The sequence below is a fragment of the Cellulosimicrobium sp. CUA-896 genome (genome assembly GCF_001942335.1).
GTDB lineage: Bacteria > Actinomycetota > Actinomycetes > Actinomycetales > Cellulomonadaceae > Cellulosimicrobium.
In genome coordinates, this window is record NZ_MKKH01000046.1 from 1 (window position 1) to 17,077 (window position 17,077).

15 protein-coding genes, 2 pseudogenes and 1 riboswitch are annotated in these 17,077 nt (G+C 76.6%); of the genes and pseudogenes, 7 read left to right on the top strand and 10 right to left on the bottom strand.

The window, feature by feature from the left end:
* The coding region (locus tag BJF88_RS13870; protein ID WP_255372033.1) for an NYN domain-containing protein at window positions 1–629 on the bottom strand (629 nt) is incomplete at its 3' end.
* A gap of 157 nt (window positions 630–786) precedes the next feature.
* Complete coding sequence (locus BJF88_RS13875) at window positions 787–1,602, bottom strand: S-methyl-5'-thioadenosine phosphorylase (protein ID WP_075829259.1); 816 nt, start codon at window positions 1,600–1,602, stop codon at window positions 787–789.
* A gap of 76 nt (window positions 1,603–1,678) precedes the next feature.
* Between BJF88_RS13875 and BJF88_RS13880 the strand changes: the two genes are divergently transcribed.
* The 4 genes from BJF88_RS13880 to BJF88_RS13895 all read left to right on the top strand — a co-directional run bounded on the left by BJF88_RS13880 (window position 1,679) and on the right by BJF88_RS13895 (window position 5,001).
* Window positions 1,679–2,797 carry an NAD-dependent epimerase/dehydratase family protein gene (locus BJF88_RS13880; protein ID WP_083649141.1) on the top strand — a complete coding sequence of 373 codons (1,119 nt, stop codon included), beginning with the start codon at window positions 1,679–1,681 and terminating at the stop codon, window positions 2,795–2,797.
* Between the two features lie 136 nt (window positions 2,798–2,933).
* On the top strand, window positions 2,934–3,638 hold the full coding sequence (locus BJF88_RS13885) for a glycosyltransferase family 2 protein (protein ID WP_083649142.1): 705 nt from the start codon (window positions 2,934–2,936) through the stop codon (window positions 3,636–3,638).
* On the top strand, window positions 3,635–4,306 hold the full coding sequence (locus tag BJF88_RS13890; protein WP_075829253.1) for a DUF2064 domain-containing protein: 672 nt from the start codon (window positions 3,635–3,637) through the stop codon (window positions 4,304–4,306). The genes BJF88_RS13885 and BJF88_RS13890 overlap by 4 nt, the downstream gene beginning before the upstream one ends.
* Window positions 4,303–5,001 (top strand): bifunctional 2-polyprenyl-6-hydroxyphenol methylase/3-demethylubiquinol 3-O-methyltransferase UbiG, encoded by a 699-nt coding sequence (locus tag BJF88_RS13895; protein ID WP_083649143.1) that lies wholly within the window; start codon window positions 4,303–4,305, stop codon window positions 4,999–5,001. Before BJF88_RS13890 ends, BJF88_RS13895 begins: the two co-directional genes overlap by 4 nt.
* A gap of 421 nt (window positions 5,002–5,422) precedes the next feature.
* Here the strand turns inward: BJF88_RS13895 and BJF88_RS13900 are convergent, their stop codons facing one another.
* The 6 genes from BJF88_RS13900 to BJF88_RS22350 all read right to left on the bottom strand — a co-directional run bounded on the left by BJF88_RS13900 (window position 5,423) and on the right by BJF88_RS22350 (window position 12,045).
* Window positions 5,423–6,712 (bottom strand): molybdopterin-dependent oxidoreductase, encoded by a 1,290-nt coding sequence (locus tag BJF88_RS13900; protein WP_083649144.1) that lies wholly within the window; start codon window positions 6,710–6,712, stop codon window positions 5,423–5,425.
* Between the two features lie 68 nt (window positions 6,713–6,780).
* A complete protein-coding gene (locus BJF88_RS13905) occupies window positions 6,781–7,356 on the bottom strand; it encodes a hypothetical protein (protein WP_075829254.1) in 576 nt (191 codons plus the stop codon).
* 827 nt (window positions 7,357–8,183) lie between these two features.
* Window positions 8,184–8,618: a DUF1801 domain-containing protein gene (locus tag BJF88_RS13910; protein WP_075829255.1), complete on the bottom strand. Its 435-nt coding sequence runs from the start codon at window positions 8,616–8,618 to the stop codon at window positions 8,184–8,186.
* A 14-nt stretch (window positions 8,619–8,632) separates the two neighbouring features.
* Window positions 8,633–9,064 (bottom strand): hypothetical protein, encoded by a 432-nt coding sequence (locus BJF88_RS13915; protein ID WP_255372034.1) that lies wholly within the window; start codon window positions 9,062–9,064, stop codon window positions 8,633–8,635.
* Window positions 9,065–9,289: 225 nt separating this feature from the next.
* Window positions 9,290–10,765, bottom strand: a complete 1,476-nt coding sequence (locus BJF88_RS19240) for a hypothetical protein (RefSeq protein ID WP_255372036.1) — start codon at window positions 10,763–10,765, stop codon at window positions 9,290–9,292.
* Complete coding sequence (locus BJF88_RS22350) at window positions 10,675–12,045, bottom strand: hypothetical protein (RefSeq protein ID WP_075829257.1); 1,371 nt, start codon at window positions 12,043–12,045, stop codon at window positions 10,675–10,677. The genes BJF88_RS19240 and BJF88_RS22350 overlap by 91 nt, the downstream gene beginning before the upstream one ends.
* A gap of 160 nt (window positions 12,046–12,205) precedes the next feature.
* Window positions 12,206–12,308: riboswitch (SAM riboswitch) on the top strand.
* Window positions 12,309–12,443: 135 nt separating this feature from the next.
* On the opposite strand from BJF88_RS22350, the pseudogene BJF88_RS13930 reads away from it, so the two are divergent.
* Together BJF88_RS13930 and metE are read left to right on the top strand one after the other, a co-directional pair.
* Window positions 12,444–13,438: pseudogene (locus BJF88_RS13930) on the top strand (methylenetetrahydrofolate reductase).
* Between the two features lie 32 nt (window positions 13,439–13,470).
* Window positions 13,471–16,064, top strand: a pseudogene (gene metE / locus BJF88_RS13935) (5-methyltetrahydropteroyltriglutamate--homocysteine S-methyltransferase).
* A gap of 136 nt (window positions 16,065–16,200) precedes the next feature.
* Here metE and BJF88_RS13940 read toward each other — a convergent pair.
* Entirely contained in the window at window positions 16,201–16,452 is a 252-nt protein-coding gene (locus BJF88_RS13940) for a hypothetical protein (protein WP_255372035.1), read from the bottom strand.
* A gap of 52 nt (window positions 16,453–16,504) precedes the next feature.
* On the bottom strand, window positions 16,505–16,753 hold the full coding sequence (locus tag BJF88_RS13945; protein ID WP_075829258.1) for a DUF2630 family protein: 249 nt from the start codon (window positions 16,751–16,753) through the stop codon (window positions 16,505–16,507).
* 47 nt (window positions 16,754–16,800) lie between these two features.
* On the opposite strand from BJF88_RS13945, the gene BJF88_RS13950 reads away from it, so the two are divergent.
* Window positions 16,801–17,077, top strand: a 277-nt coding sequence (locus BJF88_RS13950; RefSeq protein ID WP_139316086.1) for a VOC family protein, incomplete at its 3' end; no start/stop codon positions are given.

Here is a 17,077-nt window from a genome sequence, read left to right on the forward strand (position 1 = left end):
CCGCGCGGCGCCGACTCCTCGCGCGTCGGCTCGGGCCTCGGCGCCGGGGCGGGCGCCGACGACGCACGGCGGCGCCCGCGCGCCGGGCCGCCGCTGCCGCCGGGGCCGCGCCGGGAGGCGCCGCGCCGCGGCTCGTCCGGCTCGTCGGGCACGTCGACGCCCTCGAGCCGGTCGTAGAAGAGGAACTCGTCGCACGCCGGCGGCAGGAGCCGGGAGGTCGACTTCTCCACGCCGACCCCGATGACGCGCTTGTTGAGCTCGCGCAGCTTGTGGACGAGCGGGGAGAAGTCCGAGTCCCCCGTACACATGACGAAGGTCGAGATGTACTCCCGCTCGAACGCCATCTCGATCGCGTCGACGACCATCTTGATGTCGGCCGCGTTCTTGCGCGACGCCCCCATGCGCTGCGGCATCTCGATGAGCTCGACCTGGTGGCGCGTCAGCGAGCGCCGGTCCTCGTCGAAGTACGACCAGTCCGCGTACGCGCGGCGGACCACGACGCGCCCGCGCACCGCGAGCGCGTCCGCGATCGGGCCGAAGTCGAACGCCATCCCGCCCAGGTGCTCTCGCGCGCCCAGCGCGAGGTTCTCGTAGTCGATGAAGACGGCCAGGCGTTCCTCGAGGTCCATGCCCCCGAGCCTAGGCGTCACCTCTGCCGGACGGCACGAGGTCGCCCGCCGCGTCGTGGCCCCGCCGTGCTGCCGAGCCCCGGGTTGCGCACCGATGACGGCGCCGAACGGTACGCGACCCGGGGTTCGGCAGGGCGGAGACGGCGCTCTCGACGAGCTACGGGAGCTCGAACGGCAGGTCGAGGCCGTCGAGGACGTGGCGGCACGCGCACTCGTCGTCGTCCGGCAGACCGGCGACGACGTCCTCCAGCACGCCTGTGAGCGCGACGACGTTGCGCGCGAACGCCTCGAGCACCGCGGCGTGCGTGACGGAGTCGCCGCTCTCGACGCCCGCGTCGGCGTCCGTCACGAGGGCGAGCGTCGTGTAGCAGAGCGCGAGCTCGCGGGCGATCGCCGCCTCGGGCATTCCCGTCATCCCGACGACGCTCCCGCCCTCCGCCGCGTTGCGCCGCGACTCTGCGCGGCTCGAGAACCGGGGCCCCTGGATGACGACCATCGTGCCGCCGTCGACCGCCGGGAGCGGGCCCGCCTCCGCGGCGCGCACCGCCACGGGGCGCCCGCGCGGGCAGTAGGGGTCGGCGAAGGGCACGTGCACGACCGTGCCGACGTCGCCGTAGACCGTGTGCTCGCGACCCCACGTGCGGTCGACGACCTGGTCCGGCACGACGACCGTGCCCGCCGTCAGCTCCGGTCGCAGGCCGCCCACGGCCGAGGCCGACACGACCTGCCGCACGCCGAGCGACCGCAGCGCCCACAGGTTCGCCCGGTACGGCACGCGGTGCGGCGGGAAGCGGTGGTCGGCGCCGTGCCGCGGGAGGAACACGACGGGGCGGCCGGCGAACGTGCCGCGGCTGGGGGCGTCGGACGGGTCGCCGAACGGCGTCGTCACCGGCACGGTCTCCGGGTCGTCGAGCAGGCGGTAGAGGCCGGATCCGCCGAGGATCCCGATCGGTGCGGTGGAGGCGTCGGTCACGGCCGCCACGCTAGACGGCACCCCTGGTCACCGCCCGCCGAGGCGCCGGCTACCGTCTCGCCGTGCCGACCTCGGGGTGCCGGCCTCGGGGTGCCGACCTCGGGGTGCCGGGACGCCGGGCCGCCCCGATGCTGGACGGCATGCGCATCCTCCTCACGGGCGGGGGGGTTTCATCGGCTCCGTCGCCGCCCGCACGCTCGCCGCCGCGGGCCACGACGTCCTCGCCCTCGACTCGCTGCGGCCCGACGTCCACGGCGACCGCACGACCCCCGAGCTGCCCGGTGACGTCCCGCTCGTGCGCGCCGACGTCCGCGACGCCGACGCGGTGCGGTCCGCGCTCGACGGGCGCGACGCCGTCGTGCACCTCGCCGCGAAGGTCGGGCTCGGCGTCGGGATCGACGACGTCGACGACTACGTGTCCTCCAACGACCTCGGCACCGCGGTCCTGCTGCGCGCCGCGGCGCGGTCCGCCGGCGGGCGCGCACCCCACGTCGTGTACGCGAGCTCGATGGTCGTCTACGGCGAGGGCGCCTACGCGTGCGCCGAGCACGGGCCGGCGCACCCGCCCCCGCGCGAACCGGCCGACCTCGACGCGGGCGTGTTCGACCCGCGCTGCCCGGCCTGCGGGCGCGTGCTCGTCCCGGGGCTCGTCACGGAGGACGCCGCGCTCGACCCGCGCAACGTGTACGCCGCGACGAAGGCGCACGGCGAGCGTCTCCTCGCCGCCTGGACGCGGGCGACCGGCGCCACCGCGACCGCGCTGCGCTTTCACAACGTGTACGGCCCGGGCATGCCGCGCGACACGCCGTACGCGGGCGTCGCGTCGATCTTCCGCTCCGAGGCCGAGCACGGCCGCGCGCCGCGCGTCTTCGAGGACGGCGGCCAGCGCCGCGACCTCGTGCACGTCGACGACGTCGCCCAGGCCGTCCTCGCGGCGGTCGAGCAGCCGCAGGCGAGGGGCGGTGTCGAGGCGTTCAACGTCGGCTCGGGCGTCGTGACGACGATCGGTGACGTCGCGCGCCGCATCGCCGCGCTCCTCGGCGCGCCCGCACCGGTGGTCACCGGCGAGTGGCGCGCGGGCGACGTGCGGCACGTCACCGCCTCGAGCGAGAAGGCCGCGCGCGTGCTCGGCTGGCGCGCCGAGGTGCCCGTCGACGAGGGTCTCGCCGAGCTCGTCGGCGTCTCCGCACGCTGACCCGGCCGCGCCGACGCGACCGGGCCCACGCCGTCGGGCCCGCGGGCAAGGCCCACGCGGCCCGGACCACGCCCGGGCGCAGGTCCGGGACGGTCGTCGACGAGCAGGCTCGGCGTCCCGACCGTACGGTCGGGACGTGACCAGCGTCCCCTCGGGCGTTCCCGGGGCGGAGGGTGCCGCCGGGACGCCGCACCCGTCCGTCGACGTCGTCCTGCCGTGCCTCGACGAGGCCCAGGGTCTCGCGTGGCTCCTCCCGCGCCTGCCCGCGGGGATGCGCGCGGTCGTCGTCGACAACGGCTCGACCGACGGGTCCGCCGACGTCGCGCGGGCGCACGGAGCCCTCGTGGTCGACGCGCCCGTGCGCGGCTTCGGGTCCGCGTGCGACACCGGCCTGCACGCAGCGAGCGCCGACGTCGTCGCGTTCTGCGACGCCGACGCGAGCCTCGACCCCGCCGACCTCCCGCGGGTCGTCGGCCCCGTCGCCCGCGGCGACGCGGACCTCGTGCTCGGGCGGCGCCGCGCGACCGCGGGCGCGTGGCCGTGGCACCTGCGGCTCGCCAACCGCGAGCTGGCGCGGCGGACCCGGCGCCGCACCGGCGTCCCCGTGCACGACCTCGGCCCGATGCGGGCGGCACGCCGGGAGGCGCTCCTCGCGCTCGGCCTCGCCGACCGGCGGTCCGGGTACCCCCTGGAGATGCTCGTCGCCGCCGCCGACGCCGGGTGGCGCGTGCGGGAGGTCGACGTGCCGTACCGGCCGCGCCTCGGCCGCTCCAAGGTGACCGGCACCCCGCTCGGCGTGTGGCGGGCCGTGCGGGACATGTCGAAGGTGCTCGCGTCATGAGCGCGCGCACCCCCCTGGACCCGCCGCGCACGATCGTCGTGCTCGCGAAGGAGCCGGTCGCCGGGCGCGTGAAGACGCGCCTGACGAGCCTGCTCTCCCCCGCCGCCGCGGCCGACGTCGCCGCCGCGGCGCTCGCGGACACGCTCGCCGCGGTCGCGGCGCTCCCGGGCGACCACGTGCTCGTCCTCGACGGCGCGCCGGGGCCGTGGGTGCCGCCCGGGTTCGCGGTGCTGCCGCAGGCCGACGGCGGGCTCGACCGCCGCCTCGCCGCGGCCTTCGACGTCGTGCTCGCGAACCACCCGGGGCCCGCGCTGCTCGTCGGCATGGACACGCCGCAGCTCGCCCCGGAGCTGGCCGCGGTCGACCTGGACGGGCACGACGCCGTCCTCGGCCTCGCCGAGGACGGCGGGTTCTGGGCGGTCGGCCTGCGCGAGCCCGACGCGGACCTGTTCCTGGGCGTGCCGATGTCGGAGCCGACGACGGGCGCCGCGCAGCTCGAGCGCCTGCGCGCGCAGGGGCTCGACGTGGGACTGCTGCCGACGCTGCGCGACGTCGACGAGCCCGCGGACGCCGAGGCCGTCGCGCGCGCGGTCCCGGGGAGCCGGTTCGCGCGGCGCTGGCGCGAGGCCGCCGCGTCCCCGCACGCCACGTCCGGAGGCCCGGCATGACCACCGCGCGGCCCCAGCCGCGACGGACCCACCCCGTCGTGCTCTACGAGGCGGCGCTGGACGGCGAGGCCGTCGTCGCGCTCGACGGCGACGACGCACGCCCGCTGGACGCCGGCACCTGGTCCGCGCCCGCGACGCCGTCGGACGACGTGCTGCTCGAGCTCTGCGAGGCGCCGGTGCTCGACGTCGGCTGCGGGCCGGGCCGCCTCACGGCGGAGCTCGCACGGCGCGGCGTGGCGACCCTGGGCATCGACGTGTCCGGCGACGCGGTCCGCCGTGCCCGGGACCGCGGCGCGATCGTGCTGCACCGTGCGGTCGAGAGCGCGCTGCCCGGCGAGGGCCGGTGGGGCACGGTGCTCCTCGCGGACGGCAACATCGGCATCGGCGGCGACCCCGCCGCGCTGCTCCGCCGCTGCCGCGCGCTCGTCCGGGCCGACGGGGTCGTCCTCGTCGAGACCGACCCGGACCCCGCCGCGCACGACGTGTCCCCGGTGGTGCTGCGCGGCGCCGACGGCCGGCTCAGCCGGCCCATGCCGTGGGCGCGGCTCGGCGCGCGGGTCCTCACCGGGGTGGCGTCCGCCGCCGGCCTCGTCGTCGCGCGGGAGCGGACGGCGCACGGGCGGACCGTCGTCGTGCTGCGCCGGGACGACGCCCCGCACCGACGAACGCACCGACCACGACGCCCGCCGCGATGACGAGCGCGGCCGTCGTGACGGCCGCGAGCGGGTCCTGCGGGACCACCGACCAGTGCCGGCGGTCCGCCGCCCCGGCGACGACGGCGACGGCCAGGAGCGAGAGGACCCCCGCGGCGAGCAGCCCGCCGCGCAGCGGGGCCCGGATGACCAGGGCCCCTAAACCGGTACCGGGCGGCACCCCGGGGCAGCACGGCCGCGCCGAGCGCGACCGCCAGGGGGGCGAGGACGGCGTCGTGCACGACGACGCCCCCGGCCAGCCAGGCGAGCGCCGACGACCACTGCCCGCGCGGGACGGTGGACCACGCGGTCCACGCACCGAAGCCGACGAGCGCGGCGCCGCCCACGACGAGCACGCGCCGGGACCAGCGCAGGCCCGGCGGCACCGTGCCCGCCTCGGCCGGCCCTCGGCCACGCGCGGCACTCACGCGGCCTTCTCCGCCGGGAGCACCGCGACCCGCGACACCCACTTGGTCTGGAGCACGCCGGGCCGGTTGGGCGCGATCACGCGCGCCGGGTAGCCGTGGTCCAGGTCGAGGTCCTCGCCCGAGAGCCGCAGCGCGAGCAGGGTGTCGTCGGCCGCGACGTACGCCGCCGGCAGGAACGACTCCCGGTACGACCCGCCCTCCTGCAGGCTCTCGACCCGCACGTCGTCCCGCTCGGTGCCGCCGACGAGACGCACGAGGTCGCGCACGCGCACGCCCTGCCACGTGGCGGTCGCGCTCCAGCCCTCGACGCACGCGATCGGCACGACGGCCGTGACGAGCCCGAGCCCGAGCAGCTCGTCGCGAGAGAGCTCGCGGGTGCCGGCCGGGCCGTCGAGCACCAGGCGCCACGCCGGGTCGGTCGCGGTGTCCTCGACGCCGGCGGACCGCGCGGTCTTGTTCACGGGCAGCCCCTGGGGGCCGACGCGCGGGTCGCGCGGCGCGAGCACGGCGAACGGCGCGAGCGGGCGCACCGTCTGCCCCACGCTGAGCGCGACGACGCCGAGCGTCGTCGCGGCGACGGCCGCGAGGAAGCCGCGGCGCGTCGGCTCGCCCTCGGGCGCGCCGGCGGCCGGTGCGCCCGAGGGCGGCACGCCGGTGGACGGCGCGGTCGCGGGGGCGCCGTGGCCGGTGGTGGCGCGGGCGCTCCCCGCCACCTCCGGCCACGCGTCCGCGAGCGAGGCGCGCAGGGCGACGACGATCGTCGGCAGCTTCACCCCGACGTGCGCGACGACGGACCCGAGCACCACCCAGGCCGTCGCGTAGTGGACGGCGACGAAGCTGAACCGCCAGGGGTAGACCTGGAAGACGTTGAGCACGCCCGTGACGACCTGGAACGTCGTGGCCGCGACGAGCACCGCGATCGACGCGCGCTCCACCGCGTGCCGCCAGCCGCGCAGCACGGGCCGCTCGAACAGGCGCGGGTAGGCGGCGTAGAGCTTGGCGAGGAGGAGCGGCACGCATGCGATTCCCACCGCGACGTGGACACCCTGCGTCACGCGGTAGCCCCACGACGGCGACGGCCCGAACCCGAGCCACGGGACGGGGTGCTGGTGCAGGTGGGAGACCATGCCGGTGACGAACAGGACCACCACGGCCGACCCGAGCAGCGCGCCGACCCGGGCGACCACGCGCGGGTCGTGCACGGACGAGCGGAAGTCCGCCGTCCGCGGGGGCGACGGGGGACGAGCCCGGCCGCGGCGCGCCGCGCGGGGCTCGGGCGTGCTCATGCCCCGAGCCTAGGTCGGCGTGGCGGCGCGCACCCGGCGGCGGTCGCGCCATCACGCGCCATCACGCGTCACCACGGCGAGCGCAGCACGGTGGCCAGCACGAGCGTCGCGGCGCCCTGCGCGACGAGCCACCACCGCCAGGCCGTCGCCCGGCCCGGGTCGACGAGCGCCGCGGCCGCCGGGGCGACCCAGCACGCGAGCGGCAGCCAGATCCGCTCGACCTCGCCGCGCTCGAACCCGCTGAGGGCGCCGAGCAGCGCCGACCCGACGGCCACGAGCACGAGCGCACGCGCCGGCCGGTCGAGCCGCGCGACGCGCGTCAGCCCGCCGGCCCCGGCCGGTCCGACGAGCACGCCCAGCAGGACGACGTCGGCCGCGAGGAAGTACAGGTAGGGCCGGCCGGTCCCCGAGCCGGCCGCCCACTGCTCCCGCGTGGCCTCGATCCCGTCCCAGAGCCAGAAGCCCGCCGCTCCCCAGGCGATGACGGCGAGCACCACGACGGCGCCCGCGACGACGGTCGGCGCCCAGCGGCGCGCGACCCACGGGACGACGAGCGCGACGACGCCCATGTGCAGCAGCCCGTACGACAGGAACGGGCACGCCCCCAGCAGGGCGCCGGCGACGACCGCGAGGCACCACCGCACCCCGGCGCGCGGCGTCGTGGACGCGACCGCGAGCGCCGCGACGCCCCACGACGCGGACGGCGGCGAAGAAGGCGTCGGCCGACGTCGCGACCCACAGGACGGCCGGGGCGAGGACGACGGCCGGGAGCGCGCGACGCGCCGTCCGCTCCCCCGCGTCCCCGCCCAGCCGGGCCAGCGTCACCGCGACGGCCACGACGACGCTCGCCCCCGCGACGACGACGAGCGCCGTGGCCCAGCCCGCCCCGCCGAGCCCGACCCGGTCGAGCGCCGCCAGGACGAGCACGAACCCGGGCGGGTGCCCGCGCACGTGGATCGGGTATCCCTCGATGCCCTGCGTGAAGCCGGCGACGAACCCGGCGGGGTCCGCGGCCGCCTCGGGCACGACGGGCAGGTACTCGTGCCGGCTGCGCATCGGCGCGGTCAGGCGACCCCACGAGGTGAGCGCGCCGAGCGCGACCGCGAACGCGAGCGCCGTGGCGCCCGAGACGGCCAGGAGCGCGGGGAGACGCAGCGTCGTGGCGAGGCGAGGACCGAGCGCGACGACCGCGGCGACGACCGCGACGGCGACGACGGACCCGGCGCCCGCCCGCACGTCCCAGTGCCCGACGAACGGCTCGGCGCCCGTGAGCAGCACGACGTCCTCGCGGCCGCGCAGGGCTCCGGCCCACCCCGCGAGGTCGAGGACACCGAGCGCGACGACCAGGGCCGCGACGACCGGGACGGCGTGGCGTCGCCAGGGCCCGGCGTGCGTCGGTCGGGGCACGGGACCTCCTCGGGGGGACCTGCCGACCCTAACGGCCTCTGCCGCGCGCCACCCGGCGGACGCGTCAGCGCGGGCCGGGGCCGACCTGGGCGGCGGCGCGCGCGACGAGGCGCAGGAGCGCGTCGAGGTCGACGCGGTCGAGCGAGCGGAACGTCACGGCGGCCTTGCCGACCTTCACGTCCCCGAGCTCCGGCCCGTGCACCTCCGTGAGGTACCGGCCGTCCTCGACCGCGTTGACGTACAGGCTCAGGTGGTCCTTCTGCGCCGCGAGGCCGACGACGAACCACTCCACGGGCTCGCCGCGCGACCGCCGCTGCACGAGGTCGCCGTAGCCGATGATGCGCTGCTGCGTGCCGCCCCAGAACACGCCCTCCCACAGGACGCGCGGGTGGCCGGCCATCACGCGCGAGATCTCGGCGTCGAGCCGCGCGACGTCGTCCCGGAAGCGGTCGGGCAGGGAGGCGATGAGGTCGTCGGGGTCGGTGGTCGTGCGTTCCATCTCGCGTCCTCGGGTCAGACGATCTTCGGGAAGGCGAGCAGGAAGCCGACGCCCACCACCAGCAGCACGCACGCCGCCCCCACCATGGCCCACGACGCGCGCTCGGTACGGAAGCGGCCCGCGAACGCGCCGAAGAAGAGCACGAGGGCGAAGAGCACCGTGACGAGGGTGTAGTTGTCGCCGCGCTGGTTGTTCTCCAGCGCTTGGGCGAAGTACGCGTCGGCGCGCGCGTCGGCCTGCGCCGCCTCGACCTCGCCCGGCGGGACGTACGCGTCCAGGGCGAACGGGCTGCGCGCCGCGTCGGGGTTCTGCAGCGGCCGCTCGGCCACCCACTCCTCGAATGCCGGCGCGAAGTGGTCGGTGAACCGCTGGCGCGTGAACTCCTCCAGCTCGGCGTCGTCCGTCGCGTACGCCTCGAGCCACAGGCTGAAGATCTGCAGGTCCACGGCCCGCGCCGCGTCCGCGGTCGCGGCGTCACGGGCGGCCTCGATGCGCTGCGTCGAGCGCGGGAGAAGGCGATCGACATCTCGCCGCCCCACTTGCTCGCCTCGAACCCGCTCCAGGCCGTCAGCACGGCGGTGATCGACAGCACGACCACCGTGACGGTCTCGCGCAGCGCGCGGCGACGGTGCGGAGGTACGTCGTCGTCGGCCACGTCGCGTCCCCTGTCCTCAGCCGGCTCGCCGGCGCAGCGCGAGGAGCACGCCGCCGGTCGTCAGCGCGACGAGGGCCACGGCGAGGAGCGCCCCGACGCTCGCGCCGGTCGCCGCCATGGCCCCGCCCCCCGCGTCGTCCGCAGTGTCGTCGCGGCCCGCGCCGTCGTCCGGGCCCGTGCCGGGGTCGTCCGGGGACGGTCCGTCGGTGGGCGGGGAGGTCGGGTCGGTCGGGGTGGGGGTCGGGGTCGGCGGGGTTTCGACGACGGTGTTCGTCACCGTGCACACCACGTCCGCGCCGTCGTCCACCCGGACGGTGTCCGCGTCGACGAGCTCGCCGCCGTCGCACGCCCACGGCCCCTGCTCGTGCTCGACCGCGCCGCCGGTCTCCGCCAGGTCGTAGGTGCCCGCCGCGACGGGCACGGCCGTGACGTCGGGGCTGCCGTCGAACCCCGCGAGCGGGGAGGGTCCCGCGGCGGTGAGCGTCCAGTCGTCGGCGGGTGCGGCGTCGTCCACGACCTCCTTGTGGAGCGTGAGCGTGCCGGCCAGCCAGTGGTTCGTCACGGCGCAGGTGACGTCGTCGCCCGCCCGGACGACGACGACCGAGACCAGCGTCCCGGGGTCCGCGAGCGAGGGCAGCCGCACGACGCGCGCACCGTCGCAGGTCCAGCGCGAGGCGGTCCAGCCGTCGGGGCCGCCCGTCTCGCCGAGCACGTGCAGGCCCGGGTCGACGGTGACGTGCGAGACCTCCGGGCTGCCCGTCGCACCGGCGATCGTCCCGCTCCCGGCGCTCGCGGTGAGCGTCCAGTCGGTGGCCTGCGCGTCCCCGGTGTACCCGCGGTCGTCGAGCTCCTTGACGAGCGTGAGGTGCGGGAGCTCGGCACGGTTCGTCACGACGCACGTGACGTCGTCGCCCGCACCGAGCGTCACCGTGCTGCCGTCGAGCGTCCCGCCGTCGCACGCCCAGCCCTCGGAGGCGTAGCCGCCGTACCCGCCCGACTCCGTGAGCGCGTAGGTGCCCGTCGGCACCGGGACGGACGTGACGGCGTCGCTGCCCGTCGCCCCCTCGAGGACGGTGGTCCCGCCCTCGGACGCGGCCGCGAGCGTCCACGCCGCCGGGTCGGCGGACCCGCCCACGACCTCCTTGACCAGGGTGAGCGTCGCGTCGACGTACGTGTTGGTCACCGTGCACACGACGTCCTCGTCCGGACCGACGACGACGCTCGTCCCCGCCTGCAGCACTCCGCCGACGCACTCCCACGCGCCCTGCTCGTACCCCGCCGGCCCGCCGGACTCGGACAGCGCGTGCACGCCCTCGCCGACGTCGACCTGCGTCACCGCGACGCTGCCGGACGGCCCGGTGACCGTGGCCTCGTTCCCGTCGGGCCCGGGGCCGGTGGCCGTCAGCGTCCAGTCCTCCGCGCCGCGGGGCCGCCGTCGACCTCCTTGACGAGCGTGAGCAGCGACGGCAGCGGCGTGTTGGTGATCGTGCAGGAGACGTCGCCGCCCGCGGGCACGGTGACGACGTCGCCCGTCACGGTCCCGCCCGTGCACTCCCAGGGCCCGGCGGCGAAGCCGCTCCAGCCGTCCTCGGCGAGCACGTAGTCGCCCGCGGGGACGGGCGCGCCGGTGACCGCCGCGGACCCGGACCGGCCCGTGATCGTCGCGTCGGGGCCGGTCGCGGTCAGGGTCCAGTGCTCGGGGACGGCGAACCGCTCCCCCTCGAGCAGCTTGGTCAGGGTGAGCGTCCCGCCGCTCCACGTGTTCGTCGCCGTGCAGACCACGTCCTCGCCCGCGGCGACGCTCACCGTCCCGGCGGAGCCGTCCCCGGCGGCCGCGCCGGTGCAGGACCACGCGCCGTCGTACCCGGGCGGGCCGTCCTCGCCGAGCGCGTAGGCGCCGGGCTGCACCTCGACGGCGGTGACCTCCGCCGCTCCCGTGGCCCCCGAGAGCGTCTGCGGGCCGGTGGCCGTGAGCGTCCAGTCCTCCGCCGCCGCGGGACCGCCGACGACCTCCTTGACGAGCGTGAGCGTGGGCACGGTCGGCGTGACCGGCCCGACGTTCCGCACCGTGCAGGTCACCGACTGCGCGAGGTCGATCGTCACGACGTCGCCGACGAGGTCCGCGCCGTCGCACGACCAGCCCTCGGTGCGGTAGCCGTCGGGACCGCCCTCCTCCGACAGCGTGTACTGCCCGATGCGCACCGGTCGGTCGGTCACGGCGTCGGAGCCCGACGCCCCGGCGACCGACGAGGGCCCCTGGGCGCGCAGCGTCCAGTCCTCGGGCGACGCCGTGCCGCCCACGACGTCCTTGACGAGCGTGAGCGTCGGGGAGATCGCCTCGTTGTCGACCGTGCAGGTCAGCGTGCCGCCCGGGGGGACGACGACCTCGGGCGTCGCGTCGAGGATGTCCTCTCCCCCGCAGTTCCAGTTCTGGAACCGGAACCCCGCGACGCCCCCGGTCTCCCAGATCCGGTACGTCCCCGCGGGCACCGTGAGCGACTGGACGCCGTTGAGCCCGTCGCCCTCGAGCTCCTCGCCCGTGTCGAGGTTGCGCGCGTGCATCGTCCACAGCTCGCGGCGTCCCTCGGACGAGCCGGTGTCGAGGTTCTCGATGCGCTTGAACAGCGAGAGAATGCCGGTGTCGGTCTGCGCCACCGCGGTGCGGGCGGCCGGCACGGCGAGGGCGACCAGGACCGCGAGGGCGAGCAGCAGCGCCCCGGCGGCCGCCGCCGGACGCGGCGCACGCAGGACGCGGGACGAGCGGTTCGGCACGGGCGGGACCCTCCGTCGCTGGACCGTCCGAAGGTAGCGTGCGCCCGGCGGGACCGCGCGGCGAGCTCGTCCCGCCCGGTCCGGCCGTCTCACCCCCCGTCACGTCGTCTCAGATGCTGGCCGGTCTCGACCGCATGGCGGATGACCCGTAGGCTCGTGCCCACCATCCAGAGCGGTCGAGAGTCCTGGCTCGACGACACCGCAGCAACCCGCCGACGGAAGCCTCCCGAGGACAAAGGTGCTAACGCCAGGGTCGATGGAGTGACTATGGTCCACGAGGCATCCTTCGCGCACCGCCCGGTCGTGCGCCGTCCCGGCGAGGTCGCGCCGTGAGCGTCGCGCACGCCGTCGGCCGGGCGCACGGGGGCGGCGCACGGCCCACGGTGTCGTTCGAGCTCATGCCGCCGCGCCGGCCCGACGCCGCCCCGAAGTTCTGGGAGACCGCACGACGGCTCGTCGCGACGCACCCGGACTTCGTCTCCGTGACCTACGCGCGGCGGGCACCGACCGTGCGACGTCGCGCGAGGTCATCTCGCGTCTCGTGCAGGGCACGCCCGTGCTCCCGATCGCCCACCTCACGTGCGTGGGGGCCTCGCGCGAGGACGTCGAGGAGGTCATCTCCGAGTTCCTCGACGCCGGCGTGCGCAGCTTCCTCGCGCTGCGCGGCGACCCGCCGAAGGACCAGCCGGACTGGGTACCCGCGCCCGACGGCGTGCGGTCGAGCATCGAGCTCGTCGCCCTGCTGCGCGAGGTCGAGGCGTCGCGCTGCGCGGCGGACCCGTCGTCGGCCCTGCGCGGCGCGGCCCGGCCGCTCACGATCGCCGTCGCGACGTTCCCCGACGGCAACCACCCCGCCGGGACGACGCGCGCGCAGGAGGTCCGCCGCCTGTGGCAGAAGCAGCAGGCCGGGGCGAGCTTCGCGATCACCCAGCTCTTCTACGACGCGTCGTCGTACACCGACTTCGTCGCCGAGGCTCGCGCGGCCGGCGTGACGATCCCCATCCTCGCCGGGCTGCTGCCCACGACGGAGCCGCGACGGCTGCGTCGCGTCGAGGAGCTCATGGGCGTCCCCGCCCCCCGGCACCTGCTGGAGGCGCTCGACGCCCTGCCCGACCCGCAGGCGCAGCACGCCTACGGGATCGCGTACTCGGTCGACCTCGCGCAGCGCGTCCTCGACGCGGGCGCTCCCGGTCTGCACGTGTACACGTTCAACAAGCACCACGCCGCACTCGACCTGCTCGAGGGTGTCCACCTCGGCGGCGGGACGCGCGGGGACGGGGGCGGCCCGGCCGCGCTCGACCTCCCGGGCGGCCCGGACCTGGCCAGCGGGCCGTGGGTCACCGGCACCTCCCTGCCCACGACCGGGGCCGCCGCGCGCGGCACCACGGTCTGACCGGTCCACCGGACCAGCAAGAGGTATCGATCATGACCGCTTCCGTACCCTCCCCTACCCACCTCCCGGCCGGCGAGCCCGTCCCGTTCCCCGCCGGTACGGTCCTCGGCTACCCGCGCATCGGCGCCGCCGCGAGCTCAAGAAGGCCGTGGAGGCCTTCTGGGCCGGCCGCACGAGCGCCGACGAGCTGGAGGCCACGGCCCGCGAGCTGCGCCTCGCGACCGTGCGCCGCCTCGTCGAGCTCGGGCTCGGCGCCGACGACGCGTCCGTCCCGGGCTCGTTCTCCTTCTACGACCAGGTGCTCGACGCCGCGGCCCTCCTCGGCGCGGTGCCGTCCCGGTTCGCGTCGCTCGCCGGGGCGGCGCCGGGCGACGGGGCCGCGCTGGACTTGGCGGGCTACTTCACCGTGGCGCGCGGCCGGGGCGAGGACGCTCCGCTCGAGATGACCAAGTGGTTCGACACGAACTACCACTACCTCGTGCCCGAGATCGGGCCGGACACCCCGATCCGGTTCGCGGACGACCGGATCGTGCGCGAGTTCGTCGAGGCGAAGGAGGCCGGCGTCGTGACGCGGCCGGTCGTCGTCGGGCCGGTGACCTTCCTCGCGCTGTCGAAGGCCGCCGACGACGCGCCCGCGGGGTACTCGCCGCTCGACCGCCTCGACGACGTCGTCGCCGCCTACGCCGGGCTGCTCCGGGCGCTCGCCGCAGCCGGGGCGCCGTGGGTGCAGCTCGACGAGCCCGTGCTCGTCACCGACTCCGTCGACGTGCCGCCCGCGGAGCTGGCCGCGGCGGTCGAGCGCGCCTACCGCGTGCTCGCCACCGACCTCGCCCTCGCCCCGGAGACGACCGGCGACGTGCCGAACCCCGGGTCGCACACCGATCCGGCGCGCGACGGGGACGCAGGCCGGGGTTCGGCGGGCGGCGCGCGGCCCGCGATCCTCGTCGCCGCGCCGTACGGGGGGCTGCAGGCTCCCACGACCGACGGCACGACCGACGGCACGACCGACGGCGGGGGCACGGCGCCGCTCGACGGCCTCGCCCTGCTCGCGGCCACCGACGTCGACGCGATCGCGATCGACCTCGTCCGGGGCGCGCTGCCCGCGGGCACCGCCGAGGACGGCACCGTGCCGGGTCTGGCGACGAAGACGCTCGTCGCGGGCGTCGTCGACGGCCACAACGTGTGGCGCGCCGACCTCGCCGCGAAGCTCGACGTGCTCGAGTCGCTGACCGGTGCGGCCGGCGGCCTCGGGGCGGGTGCGCTCGCCGTCGGCACGTCGACGTCGCTGCTGCACGTGCCGCACGACGTCGAGGACGAGACGTTCGCCGAGCCGGGGACGCCGGGGGCGCCGCGTACCGCACTCGACCCGCGCCTGCGCGACTGGCTCGCGTTCGCCGACCAGAAGGTCGGCGAGGTCGCGACGCTCGCGCGCGCGCTCACCGCGGGCCGCGACGCCGTGGCCGACGAGCTCGCGGCGTCGAGCGCCGCCGTCGCGTCCCGGCGGACGGCGGCGGGCGTCGTCGTGCCCGCGGTGCGCGAGCTCGCGGCCGCGCTGACCGACGCGGACGTCGCGCGCGGCCCGTACGCGGAGCGGGCCGCCGCCCAGGCGGAGCGCCTCGCGCTGCCGCCCCTGCCGACGACGACGATCGGCTCGTTCCCGCAGACGCCGGAGATCCGGCGCGCGCGGGCGCTGTGGACGAAGGGCGAGCTGTCGGACGCCGCGTACACGGCCGAGATGCGCGCGGAGATCGGGCGCGTCGTCACGCTCCAGGAGCAGATCGGCCTCGACGTGCTCGTGCACGGCGAGCCCGAGCGCAACGACATGGTCCAGTACTTCGCGGAGCACCTCGACGGGTTCGCCGTCACCGCGAACGGCTGGGTGCAGTCGTACGGGTCCCGCTGCGTGCGCCCGCCGGTGCTGTGGGGCGACGTCACGCGGCCGGCCCCGATCACCGTCGAGTGGTCCGCGTACACGGCGTCGCTCACCGACAAGCCCGTCAAGGGCATGCTCACGGGCCCGGTCACGATCCTCGCGTGGTCGTTCGTGCGCGACGACCAGCCGCTCGGCGACACCGCCGTCCAGGTGGGGCTCGCGCTGCGCGACGAGATCGCCGACCTCGAGGCGGCGGGCATCGGGATCGTGCAGGTGGACGAGCCCGCGCTGCGCGAGCTGCTGCCGCTGCGCCGCGCGGACCAGCCGGCGTACCTCGACTGGTCGGTGCGCTCGTTCCGGCTCGCGACGTCGGGCGTGGCCGCGTCGACGCAGGTCCACACCCACCTGTGCTACTCGGAGTTCGGCGAGGTCATCGACGCGATCGACGGGCTCGACGCCGACGTGACGTCGGTCGAGGCCGCGCGGTCACGCATGGAGATCGTGCCGGAGCTCGCCGCCGCCGGGTACGGCCGCGGGATCGGGCCGGGCGTCTACGACATCCACAGCCCGCGCGTGCCGTCGGCCGAGGAGGTCACGGAGCTGCTCGAGCTCGCGGTGAAGGCGATCGACCCGCGCCTCGTGTGGGTCAACCCGGACTGCGGCCTCAAGACGCGCCGCTACGAGGAGACCGTGCCGTCGCTCGAGCACGTCGTCGCGGCGGCGCAGCGGGTGCGCGCCACGCTCGCGCCGTAAGGCGGCGCGGTCACCGCGCGACGGACAGGACGCGAGGCGGTGCCGAGGCGGAGGACCTCGGCACCGCCTCGCGGTGTACGTACCTCGAGGTGTGCGTACCTCGGGGCTGTGTGCGCGCCTCGCGGTGGTACGTGCTTTAGCGCTCGGTCGTGCCCGTGCCCATCATCGGGAACATGAAGGCGAGCGTGCACGCGGCGATGCCGCCCACGAAGAGCCAGGGGGCGCCCTCGACCTGGGAGCCACCGGCGCCCATGAGCACGAGGCCGCCGATGAACAGCGCGAACGTCAGGAGGAAGCGCACCACGGCACCGGCGTGACCAGGGATGTCGCGGCCCTCGGTCCCGGTCGGGAGGGGGCTGTGGGCGGCCTGCTCGCTGGTGGTCGTCATGTCACTGGCTCCTGTTGTGCTCGAAGGACGGACCGTCTGGGGAAGGGCGCGGTCAGTCCAGGTAGTTCTCCACCGTACCCGCGTCCCGCACCTGCGCGTCGTCGGGGTCCGTGCCGAACTCGCGCGCGGCGTCGCGCTGGCGCAGCAGGTCCCAGCACTGGTCGAGCTCGGTCTCGACGGCGCGCAGCCGCTCCTGCTCCGCGGGCGGCGAGACCTCGCCCGCCCGGAGCTGCTCGCGCAGCGTGCGCTCCTGCGCCACGAGGTCGCTGATGCGCTGCCTGATCCCGCTGTCCTCGGTCATGTGCCCACGCTAGGCGCGCTGCGGCCCGGTCGCTACGCTGCGGGGGCATGACGACGACGATCGGCCGCACCGTCCTGCTGTGCCGGGACCTCGACGCGAGCGCGACGTTCTGGGCCGACGGGTTCGGGTTCCGGACCCTGTTCCGCGGCGAGACCAGCGGCTTCCCGCTCCTGCACGTCGGTCCGGGGCGCGTCGACGAGCCGCCTCTGGCCTCGTCCGCTGCCCGACCGCGCGGCCCCGCCGACGGGCACGGCCCTGCTCTCTACTACGCCGAGCCGAACACCCCGAGTACGACCAGATGCTCCTGCTGGACGCCTCGACGAC

Coding starts and splice junctions, on each gene's coding strand:
- BJF88_RS13900 (WP_083649144.1), bottom strand. CDS start 6,712: ATGAGCACGCCCGAGCCCCGCGCGGCGCGCCGCGGCCGGGCTCGTCCC.
- BJF88_RS13940 (WP_255372035.1), bottom strand. CDS start 16,452: ATGACGACCACCAGCGAGCAGGCCGCCCACAGCCCCCTCCCGACCGGG.
- BJF88_RS13895 (WP_083649143.1), top strand. CDS start 4,303: ATGACCACCGCGCGGCCCCAGCCGCGACGGACCCACCCCGTCGTGCTC.
- BJF88_RS13910 (WP_075829255.1), bottom strand. CDS start 8,618: ATGGAACGCACGACCACCGACCCCGACGACCTCATCGCCTCCCTGCCC.
- BJF88_RS13890 (WP_075829253.1), top strand. CDS start 3,635: ATGAGCGCGCGCACCCCCCTGGACCCGCCGCGCACGATCGTCGTGCTC.
- BJF88_RS13945 (WP_075829258.1), bottom strand. CDS start 16,753: ATGACCGAGGACAGCGGGATCAGGCAGCGCATCAGCGACCTCGTGGCG.